Here is a 9,840-nt window from a genome sequence, read left to right as displayed (position 1 = left end):
TTCGGCACCGGCTATTCCTCGCTCAGCTACCTGCACCAGTACCCGTTCGAGACGCTGAAGATCGACCGCTCGTTCATCACCGAACTGCCGCCGGACGACACCGAAACGCAGGGCCTGGCGCTGGTGCGCGCAATCCAGATGCTGGCCGATTCGCTGCAGATGAAGGTGATCGCCGAAGGCATCGAGGACGAATCGCAGCGACAGGCGCTGCTGCGCGTGGGCTGCCGCTACGGCCAGGGCTTCCTGTTCGCCGAGGCGCAGCCTGCCGCCACCTGGCTCGGTGCCGGCAGGCCGCTGCTGCTCAACTGAACGGGGAATCCGCGCGCCTTACTGCGCCGTACCCGGTGCGCCGGGAGCCGCACCTTCGCTCAGCAGGTGCTCGGCATCGATGCGGTCGAAGTGGTAGCGCTGCGCGCAGAACTCGCAGACCACCTCGATCTCCCCGTCGCGCGCGGCCAGCGCCGCCTCCACCTCGTCGCGACCGAGCGAGCGCAGCATCGCGGTGACCCGCTCGCGGCTGCAGCTGCAGCCGAACGCCAGCGGGCGCGGCTCGAACAGGCGCACCGATTCCTCGTGGTAGAGCCGGTACAGCAACTGCTCCGGCGCACTGGCCAGCAGTTCCTCCGCGCCCAGCGTGGCGGTCAGGTGCACCACGCGGTTCCAGGCATCGTCGTCCTGCACGACGGCATGGCCACCCTCGCCCGGCATCTTCTGCAGCATCAGGCCGACCGCGCGCTCGCCATCGGCGGCCAGCAGGATGCGCGCCGGCAACTGCTCGGACTTGGTGAAGTAGTCTTCCAGCGAAGCGGCCAGGTCGGCGTGGCGCAGATCCACCAGGCCCTGGTAGCGCTGGCCACGATCGACGTTGCCGATGGTGATGGCCATGATCGCGTCAGCCAGCGCATCCAGCGCCAGCGGCGCGGGCAGCGGCTCGTTCCAGCGCGCCAGCCCGCGCAGGCGGCCCTGGTCGCTGCATTCGGCGAACAGCAGGCGCAACGCGCCGGCGCTCTTCAATTCGATCGACAACGCGCCGTCGAGCTTGATGCCGCCGGTCAGCAGCGCGCTGGCCGCCAGCGCCTCGCCCAGCAGGGCGTGCAGCGCCGGCGGGTAGTCTGCGCGGCCGGCCACTTCGCGCCAGGCCGGCCCCAGCCGCACCAGGGTGCCGCGCACTCCGGCGCGCTCGAGCAGGAAGCGGTGCAACACGTCATCCACAGGCAGTTCGTCCACGGCAAAACTCTCTTCGGGTCAAGCGCCACAGATGGGGGCACCGCGGCGTCCGGACAACGTCCCGGCGGCGGGCCCCTATACTGCCTGCCTCCTTCCGCGCGTACCGCCATGCCTGTTCCGTTCCGCCGCGCCCCGCTGACACGCCTGCTGCGCCTGCTGGCGATCGCGCTGCTGGCCTGGCTGGCGCTGAGCTGGCTGGTGGTGCTGGTGCTGCGCTTCGTGCCGCCGTGGACCTCGGCGGTGATGCTGGAGCGCCAGCTCGGCGCGTGGATCCACGGCGAGCACGACTTCCGGCTGCGCCAGCACTGGGTGCCGTGGAGCCAGGTGTCGGGCTGGGTGCCGCTGGCGATGGTGGCCGGCGAGGACCAGAAATTCCCCTACCACCACGGCTTCGACCTCCATTCCATCCAGGACGCGCTCGACGCGGCCGATGACGGCGGGCGCCTGCGCGGCGCCAGCACGATCAGCCAGCAGACCGCCAAGAACCTGTTCCTGTGGAACGGCCGCAGCTTCGTGCGCAAGGGGCTGGAGGCGTACTTCACCGTGCTGATCGAACTGAGCTGGCCGAAGCAGCGCATCCTCGAGGTGTACATGAACATCGCCGAGCTGGGCGACGGCGTCTACGGCGTGGGCGCGGCCAGCGAGGCGTACTTCCACGTTGCGCCGGCCCAGCTCGGCCCGGCCCAGGCCGCCCGCCTCGCCGCGGTGCTGCCGAGCCCACGTCGGCTGCACGCCGACCGCCCCAGCGCCTACCTGCAGCGCCGCGCCGGCTGGATCCAGCAGCAGATGGTCCGGCTCGGCGGCCCCGGCTATGTCGAGGGCCGCGCGCCGCTGCATCCGCCGCATTGAGCGCGGCTCGCCTCGCCGCAGCCAGTTGGTTAGCATGACGCCGACTTTCGCAGGTTCCACCCATGCCGCAGCTCACCGTCGTCGTTCCCGCCTACAACGAATCGGCCGTGCTGCGGTCGTTCCACGAGCGCCTGTGCAAGGTGCTGGACGGCCTGCCGCTGGCGTGTGACGTGCTCTACGTCGACGACGGCAGCCACGACGACACCTGGTCGATCATCGAGTCGCTGGTCGCCGCCGATCCGCGCACCGGTGCGCTGAAGCTGTCGCGTAACTTCGGCAAGGAGGCGGCGCTGACCGCCGGACTCGACGCCGTACTCGCCGATGCCGCGGTGGTGATCGATGCCGACCTGCAGGACCCGCCCGAACTGATTCCCGCCCTGGTCGAGCAATGGCAGGCCGGCTACGACGTGGTCTACGCCACGCGCAGCGCGCGCGAAGGCGAGAGCGGTTTCAAGCGCCTCACCGCGGCGGCGTTCTACCGCAGCATGGAGCGCCTGTCCGAGACCGCGATCCCGCGCGACACCGGCGACTTCCGCCTGCTCTCGCGCCGGGCGCTGGACGCGCTGCAGCAGTTGCGCGAACGGCAGCGCTTCATGAAAGGCCTGTTCAGCTGGATCGGCTACCGGCAGACCGCCGTGCACTACCAGCGCGAACCGCGCCAGGCCGGCACCACCAAGTGGAACTACTGGCGGCTGGGCCAGCTGGCGATCGAGGGAATCACCTCGTTCTCCACCGCGCCGCTGCGGCTGGCCACCTGGGTCGGGCTGGCCGCGGCCGGGGTGTCCTTCGCCTACGGCGCCTTCGTGCTGCTCAAGGCCCTGCTCTACGGCGACCCGGTGCGCGGCTACCCCACCCTGATCCTGGTGGTCCTGTTCCTCGGCGGGGTGCAGTTGCTGGCGCTCGGCGTGATCGGCGAATACCTCGGCCGCAACTACGCCGAGAGCAAGCAGCGGCCGCTGTATTTCATCGAGGAACGACGCCCGCCACGCACGCCGCGCTGAACCCGGCAGGGCTTCACAACTTCGCTACACGCCAGCCCGGCCGCGGCGCTAGACTCATTGCGGGCGGCCCGTCCGGGCCGATGGGAGAGTCCAGCATGAGCCAGGTCAAGCATCTGCTGCAGGGCAAGGGCAACGCGGTCTACAGCATCGCGCCGGAAGCGCCGGTACTCGATGCGATCAAGCACATGGCCGAGCATCGGATCGGCGCGCTGCTGGTGATGCGCGGCGAGCAGCTGGTCGGCGTGATGTCCGAACGCGACTACGCGCGCAAGGTGATCCTGCAGGGCCGCTCCTCGTCGCGGACCGCCGTGTCCGACATCATGAGCGGCACCCCGCTGACCGTGAGTCCGGACACCGACGTGTTCGACTGCATGCGCCTGTGCACCGACAGCCGCATCCGCCACCTGCCGGTGGTGCAGGGCGGCAAGGTGGTCGGGGTGATCTCGATCGGCGATCTGGTCAAGGCGGTGATCGACGCGCAGGCCGAGCAGATCGAGCACCTGCAGCGTTACATCACGAGCTGAGATTCGGGATTCGGGATTCGGGATTCGGGATTCGGGATTCGGGATTCGGGGAAGCATCGGCTCAAACCGGTGCTTGCGTATCCTTGTCCGCTGGCGCACGGTCGTCCGGCGTCAGATCCGGCGACCAGCCGGCACGCCGCGCCACCACGGTCGCCAGCGCAGCGACGCCGGTACCGGCCAGGGCCAGGCCGGCCACGCCCCAGCCCAGCAGGCGCAGGCCGCTCACCGCGCTGGTCACCACCAGGTCGCCGAAGCGCCACACCGCGGTCTCCACGAAGTTCTTGCCCTTGTAACGCGTCTCGCGCGGCACCCGCGTGTACAGCGCGTCCACCGCCGGCTTGGTCATGCCGTAGGCGAAGCCGCGCGTGATCACCTGCATCACAGCCAGCAGCGGCACGCTGTAGCCGAAGAACGCAAAACTCCCGCCACCGATCAGCGCCACCCCGGCCAGCAAGGCCAGATTCACCAGCGATGGGACGACCAATCCCCAGCCCGCGCCGCAACGCACCAGCAGCCACGGCGTCACGCTCAATTGCAACACCGCACCGAGCAGGTTGGTGGCCAGGTCGAGGTCGTTGTAGAACGCCGTGCGCGACACTGCGTCGGCAAAGTGCGCCTTGGCATAATCGGCCACCAGCGCATAGGCCAGCGTGCCGATGCCGTCGCCGAACAGCATCAGCAGGGCCATGTAGCGCAGGAACGGACGCGACCACAGCTCCCTGATGCCGGCCCACAACGAACCGCCGATGGCCTCATCACCATGACCGCCCGGTTGGCGTTCATGGTTCGTCGAAAGCCGCAGCAACAAGGCCAGCGACAGCGACAATGCCAGCGCCGAGACCAGCAGCAGCGGCGCCACCCCGATCGTCCGCACCAGCAGCTTGGTCACCAGCGGCCCGAACAACGCCCCGCCCATGCCGCCGAGCGCAATCAGCGAGAACACTCGCCGCGCCTGCCCGCTGGAGAAGATGTCCGCCATGAAGCTCCAGAACAGCGACACCACGAACAGGTTGAACACGCTGACCCAGACGAAGAACAGCACACCCAGCTCGCGCGCGCCGATGCGCTCCTGCGCCATGAATGCGGGCACGAACGCGAGCAGACAGACGATGAAGAAGCCGTAGCTCCAGGCCAGCAGCGGCCGGCGCCGGAAACGCGCCACCAGCATGCCGAACAGCGGCGTCAGCAGCAGCATCACCACGAACACCGCGCCGTAGAACAGCGGCAGCGACTGCGAACCGACCGCCCCGCTCAGCTGGTCCCGGACCGGCCGGATGATGTAGTACGAGGTCATCACGAAGAAGAACGCCAGCGCGGACAGCGCCGGCGCAGCGGCTTGTTCCACTGGCGATGAACGGGGCAAACTCACGGGGGCATCCGGCGTGGGGCGCGGCAAGCCTAGCACGCGGCCACATCGAGCCAGCCAAGCGGGGACGTCTTGAAAAACTTCGACTACATCATCGTCGGCGCCGGCTCGGCCGGCTGCGTGCTGGCCAACCGGCTAAGTACCGACCCGGGCAAGCGCGTGCTGCTGCTGGAAGCCGGCCCCGCCGACTGGAACCCGCTGATCCACCTGCCCGCCGGCATCGCGCGGCTGGCCACCAACCGCGCGCTCAACTGGAACTACCGCACCGAACCGGAGCCGACGCTCGGCCAGCGCCGCCTGTGGTGGCCGCGCGGCAGGACGCTCGGCGGTTCCAGCTCGATCAATGCGATGTGCTACGTGCGCGGCGTGGCGGCCGACTACGACGGCTGGGCCGAGGCCAGCGGCGACCCGCGCTGGTCGTGGCGCGAGGTACTGCCGTGGTTCCTGCGCAGCGAGGACAACAGCCGCGGCCCCAGCGCGCTGCACGGCGTCGGCGGCCCACTGGGCGTCGCCGATCTGCGCCACCACAACGTGCTGTCGGAAGCGTTGCTCGACGCGGCCGCGAGCGCCGGGTTCGCGCGCAACGACGACTTCAACGGCGAACCGCAAGCCGGCTTCGGGCTGTACCAGGTGACCCAGCGCGACGGCGCCCGCTGCTCCAGCGCCACCGCCTTCCTGAAGCCGGCGCGCCGGCGCGCAAACCTGCACGTGCGCACGCACGCGCTGGTCGAGCGCGTACTGCTCGAGCACGGCCGCGCGATCGGCGTGCAGCTGCGCCGCGGCCAGCACGGCGCCGAGCGGATCGAGGCGGGCGAGGTGATCCTCGCCGGCGGCGCGATCAATTCGCCGCAGCTGCTGATGTTGTCCGGCATCGGCCCGGCCGACCACCTGCGCAAGCACGGCATCGCCGTGCTCGCCGACCTGCCCGAGGTCGGCGCCAACCTGCAGGATCACCTGGACGTCTGCACGCTCGACGGCAACCCGAACCGGGTCAGCTACGACCACCTCAACGAGCTGGCTGCCGGCTGGCGCTGGCTGCGCCACCGCGACGGACCGGGCAGCTCCAACGTGGCCGAGGCCGGCGGCTTCGTGCGCAGCCGCCACGCCGCGGACGCGCGCTGCGACCTGCAGTTCCATTTCGTGCCCGCGCTGCTCGACGACCACGGCCGCCATCGCCTGCCCGGCTACGGCTACACCCTGCACGCCTGCTACCTGCATCCGCGCAGCCGCGGCCGGCTGCGCCTGCACTCGGCCGACCCGGCGCAACCGATCGCGATCCACGCCGGTTACCTGAGCGATCCGGAAGGCCACGACCTGAAGCTGATGATCGAGGCCGCACGGCTGTCGCGCGAGATCCTCGACCAGGCCGCGTTCGCGCCGTACCGCGGCGCGCCGGTGTTCCCCGAGCGGCGCATCACCAGCGATGCCGAGTACGCCGACTTCATCCGGCGCAAGGCGGAAACCATCTACCACCCGGTCGGCACCTGCCGCATGGGCCGCGACGGGCGCGCGGTTGTCGACAGCGAGCTGCGCGTGCGCGGCGTGACCGGCTTGCGCGTGGTGGATGCCTCGATCATGCCGAGCCTGCCGACCGGCAACACCAACGCACCCACGATCATGATCGCCGAACGCGCGAGCGCGTTGATCCTCGACGAAGGACGAACCCTGTAGGAGCGCACCCCCGGATCGAGTCCGGGGCAGGCTCTGTGCGCGATGCTTTCCGTCACGTGACCAAGAGCATCGCGCGCGACCAAAGGAAGTCCCTTGTGGACAAGGCGCGCTCCTACAAAGGCAGCGGGGAATGCAGGCTGGCGCAGATCACCCGCAGCAGTTCCACCTCCTCCACGCTGACCTGGCCGTCGGCGCGGATCGCGCGCAGCAAGGCCTGGATCACCCGTTCCTTGGCCATCGGGCTCAGGCCGTCCAGATCGTCCAGCGCGCGCTCGAACGGCGCCTGCCAGGCCGCCGGCGGCGGCGTCCACTCGATGGCCTCGCCGGGGAACGCCTGCTGCATCGCGAACAGCCATGCGCGCCTTGCGCCGGCCTCGTCCGAGCAACCGGCCGCGGCGACGATGGTGCACACCAGGACCACGCTGTCGCGCACAGCCGGGAGCTTTTTCACGCCATCGACCGGCGCGCGGCGCGGCGCGCGCGCCTCGCTCAGCTGAATGCGCAGCAGCCGCGCCAGGCAGTACTCGTTGATGTCGACCCGGCCGTCCACCTTGACCAGGTCGTCGAGAGCGCGCAGCAAAGTCTGCTGGCGTCCGTCAGGCAGTTGCCTGAGTGCAGGAAACGCCAGCGAGACCAGCGGCAGACGCGCAACCGGCGTCAATGCGGCCAGGGTGGAAGCCTGCGCCTGCACGGCGCGCTGCACGTCGTCGCCAAAGGCATCGGCGACGATCCGGCGCTGCGCCGGCTGCAGCTCTGCCTCCAATGACAGCGCCAGCGCCAGCATCACCGTCAGTGCGGACTCGGGCTGCTGCACGGCTACGCTCAGGCTCGGCGGTATCGCCTGCTGCACGGCCGCGGCACGCTGGAACGCTGGCGCAGCCGCGGCAACGCCGCCGGCCAGCACGCCCGTCGGTATCGGTGGCAACGGCAAGCCCGGCATGCCGGAGGAGGCGGCCGCGGCGTTCGCCCGCACAGGCGGTGGCGACGCCGCTTCGCGCGGCATTCCTGCCGCCATGCGGGTCAGGTCAGCCTCGTTGAAGCCAGGCTCCAATGCGCGGATGCGCTCGAGCAGGGGCGGATGAGTGGCGAACAACGCGTTGAACCGCCCGGCTTCGCCGAACAGCATGTGCGCCACCTCCTGCCGGTTCGCCACCTGCAAGGCGGAGCCCTCGACGTCGATCGCGATCTTCTTCAGCGCGCCGGCGAGACCGTCGGTCTGGCGGGTGAACTGCACCGCCGAGGCATCCGCCAACGCTTCGCGCGAACGCGCCACCGCGGCCTGGATCAAGCGCGCGAAGAAATAGCCGATGTAGCCGACCACCATCAGCGCCACACCGATCAGCAGCACCTGGCTGCCGCCGCGACGACTGCCGCGGCCGCCGAACTGCAGCAGCCTGCGCCCCGCCACCGCCAGCACCAGGATGCCGAACAGCAGGCCCATCAGGCGGATGTTGAGCCGCATGTCGCCGTTCAACACGTGGCTGAACTCGTGCGCGAGCACGCCCTGCAACTCGTCGCGGCTGAGCTTGTCCAGGCAGCCCCGGGTCACGCACACCGCCGCGTCGGAGCTGGAGTAGCCGGCGGCGAACGCGTTGATGCCTGCTTCGTCGGCCATCAGGTAGATGTCCGGCACCGGCACGCCGGAGGCGATCGCGACTTCCTCGATCACGTTGCGCAGCCGGCGCAGCTGCGGGTCGCCGGTGTCCGGCGGCACCGCCACCGCGCCGACGCTTCCGGCCACGGCCTTGCCGCCGCCGGACAGGCTCATGCTGCGGAACAGCGAACCCAACCCGATCCCGACGACCACCGCGGCGCTGCTGACCAACAGCAGCGGCAGGTTCGACGCCGCCGGCTCGCCGTCGGCCGGATAGCGGCCAAAGGCAAGCCACACCGCCGCGTCGATCGCCGCCACGATCGCCGCCACGGCCAGTGCGAACAGCAGCACCAGCCGCCGGCTGCTGCTGCGTACGCGCGCCTGTTGCGCAAAGAAATCCATGCAAGCTCCCGGAGTGCGCCGCGGCGCGCGCCGCGACGCCGCGATCAGCCGAAGGAAACCTTCGGCGCGTCGCGCACGGCCGGGTTGTCGATCGCCAGCGGTTCGGCGGCGGCGAAGCCTAAGCCGTTCGCCACCAGCGCGGCGGGAAAGACCTCGCGCCGGTTGTTGTAGGTCAGCACCGCATCGTTATAGGCCTGGCGCGCGAATGCCACCCGGTTTTCCGTGGAGGTCAGCTCTTCGGAGAGCTGCATCATGGTCTGGTTCGCCTTCAGGTCGGGGTACGCTTCCTGCAGCGCAAACAAATGCCCCAGGGTCTGGGTCAGGGCATTTTCGCTGCTGGCCAGCTGCTGCATCGCGGCCGGGTCGCCCGGGTTGGCCTTCGCACCGGCCAGCCCGCTGACCGCCGCGTTGCGCGCCTGCACCACCGCCTCGAGCGTGCCGCGCTCGTGCGCCAGGTAGCCTTTGGCGGTCTCCACCAGGTTCGGAATCAGGTCGTGGCGCCGGCTGAGCTGCACGTCGATCTGCGCAAACGCGTTCTTGTAGCCGTTGCGCGAAGTGACCAGTCCGTTGTAGATCGCCACGAAGTACAAGACAATCAGAATGATGACTATCAGAAAAATGATCAGGCCCATCATCACGCTCCCCTTTCCCAAGGCGCATCCCCCGCGCCGGAACCACGCCAGAATACCATGCAGTTTCAGAACATCTTCCTGCTGATCGCCGGTGCGCTGGGGCTGGCTTGCACGCCGCTGCCCGCCGCCGCATCGCTCGCCCCGCCGGCATCCGCCGCGCTGTCGACCAGCGTCGACAATGCGCCGCAGAAGCTGCCCGCGGCGCGCGTCAAGCAGACTCTCGCGGACTACCAGCACTGGCTGGATCGCCTCGCCCAGCGCGATGCCGTGGCCGGCCTGGCCACGGCGGTGGTGATCGACGACAAGGTGGTGTTCGAAGGCACCGTCGGCTATGCCGATGCCGCCACCAAGCAGCCGATCAAGCCGGACACCGTGTTTCGCCTCGCCTCGCTGTCCAAGGCGTTCGCCACCGCCATTGCCGGCCTGCTGGTCGACGACGGCAAGCTGGACTGGGACACCAAGCTGGTCGACGTGCTGCCGTACTTCAAGCTGAAGGACATGCAGGCCGCCTCGCAGGCCACCGTCGGCGACATCCTGGGGCAGCGGCTGGGCCTGCCGCGCAACACCTACGACA

At 69.7% G+C, this 9,840-nt stretch carries 10 protein-coding genes; 6 read left to right on the top strand and 4 right to left on the bottom strand.

Annotated elements, in window-relative coordinates; all coding sequences use genetic code 11:
• The coding region (locus EPN31_RS16625; protein ID WP_291775934.1) for an EAL domain-containing protein at positions 1 to 309 on the top strand (309 nt) is incomplete at its 5' end.
• Between the two features lie 18 nt (positions 310 to 327).
• On the opposite strand, the gene EPN31_RS16620 is transcribed toward EPN31_RS16625, so the two are convergent.
• Positions 328 to 1,227: an Hsp33 family molecular chaperone HslO gene (locus EPN31_RS16620; RefSeq protein ID WP_027492823.1), complete on the bottom strand. Its 900-nt coding sequence runs from the start codon at positions 1,225 to 1,227 to the stop codon at positions 328 to 330.
• 108 nt (positions 1,228 to 1,335) lie between these two features.
• Between EPN31_RS16620 and mtgA the strand changes: the two genes are divergently transcribed.
• From mtgA to EPN31_RS16605, 3 genes are all read left to right on the top strand, one after another.
• The gene (mtgA, locus tag EPN31_RS16615; protein WP_027492822.1) at positions 1,336 to 2,076 is read left to right on the top strand and encodes a monofunctional biosynthetic peptidoglycan transglycosylase; all 741 of its coding nucleotides are present in this window, start codon (positions 1,336 to 1,338) and stop codon (positions 2,074 to 2,076) included.
• 62 nt (positions 2,077 to 2,138) lie between these two features.
• Entirely contained in the window at positions 2,139 to 3,077 is a 939-nt protein-coding gene (locus EPN31_RS16610; RefSeq protein WP_027492821.1) for a glycosyltransferase family 2 protein, read from the top strand.
• Positions 3,078 to 3,172: 95 nt separating this feature from the next.
• Positions 3,173 to 3,601 (top strand): CBS domain-containing protein, encoded by a 429-nt coding sequence (locus EPN31_RS16605; RefSeq protein WP_027492820.1) that lies wholly within the window; start codon positions 3,173 to 3,175, stop codon positions 3,599 to 3,601.
• Positions 3,602 to 3,662: 61 nt separating this feature from the next.
• Here EPN31_RS16605 and EPN31_RS16600 read toward each other — a convergent pair whose 3' ends face one another.
• Positions 3,663 to 4,970, bottom strand: a complete 1,308-nt coding sequence (locus EPN31_RS16600) for an NTP/NDP exchange transporter (protein ID WP_081666614.1) — start codon at positions 4,968 to 4,970, stop codon at positions 3,663 to 3,665.
• A 69-nt stretch (positions 4,971 to 5,039) separates the two neighbouring features.
• Here EPN31_RS16600 and EPN31_RS16595 point away from each other — a divergent pair, with 69 nt between their 5' ends.
• Positions 5,040 to 6,638, top strand: coding sequence for a GMC family oxidoreductase (locus tag EPN31_RS16595; protein ID WP_027492818.1), 1,599 nt, complete (start codon positions 5,040 to 5,042; stop codon positions 6,636 to 6,638).
• Between the two features lie 112 nt (positions 6,639 to 6,750).
• Here EPN31_RS16595 and EPN31_RS16590 read toward each other — a convergent pair whose 3' ends face one another.
• Positions 6,751 to 8,634 (bottom strand): M48 family metallopeptidase, encoded by a 1,884-nt coding sequence (locus EPN31_RS16590; RefSeq protein ID WP_027492817.1) that lies wholly within the window; start codon positions 8,632 to 8,634, stop codon positions 6,751 to 6,753.
• A 44-nt stretch (positions 8,635 to 8,678) separates the two neighbouring features.
• The gene (locus EPN31_RS16585; RefSeq protein ID WP_367188330.1) at positions 8,679 to 9,269 is read right to left on the bottom strand and encodes a LemA family protein; all 591 of its coding nucleotides are present in this window, start codon (positions 9,267 to 9,269) and stop codon (positions 8,679 to 8,681) included.
• 54 nt (positions 9,270 to 9,323) lie between these two features.
• Between EPN31_RS16585 and EPN31_RS16580 the strand changes: the two genes are divergently transcribed.
• The coding region (locus tag EPN31_RS16580; RefSeq protein ID WP_291775927.1) for a serine hydrolase at positions 9,324 to 9,840 on the top strand (517 nt) is incomplete at its 3' end.

This window comes from Castellaniella sp., assembly GCF_004321985.1.
Taxonomy (GTDB): domain Bacteria; phylum Pseudomonadota; class Gammaproteobacteria; order Burkholderiales; family Burkholderiaceae_B; genus Castellaniella.
The sequence above is the reverse complement of the archived record's forward strand: the minus strand, read 5'-3'. Positions and strand labels throughout refer to the sequence as shown.

Coding starts and splice junctions, on each gene's coding strand:
- mtgA (WP_027492822.1), top strand. CDS start 1,336: ATGCCTGTTCCGTTCCGCCGCGCCCCGCTGACACGCCTGCTGCGCCTG.
- EPN31_RS16610 (WP_027492821.1), top strand. CDS start 2,139: ATGCCGCAGCTCACCGTCGTCGTTCCCGCCTACAACGAATCGGCCGTG.
- EPN31_RS16585 (WP_367188330.1), bottom strand. CDS start 9,269: ATGATGGGCCTGATCATTTTTCTGATAGTCATCATTCTGATTGTCTTG.
- EPN31_RS16590 (WP_027492817.1), bottom strand. CDS start 8,634: ATGGATTTCTTTGCGCAACAGGCGCGCGTACGCAGCAGCAGCCGGCGG.
- EPN31_RS16605 (WP_027492820.1), top strand. CDS start 3,173: ATGAGCCAGGTCAAGCATCTGCTGCAGGGCAAGGGCAACGCGGTCTAC.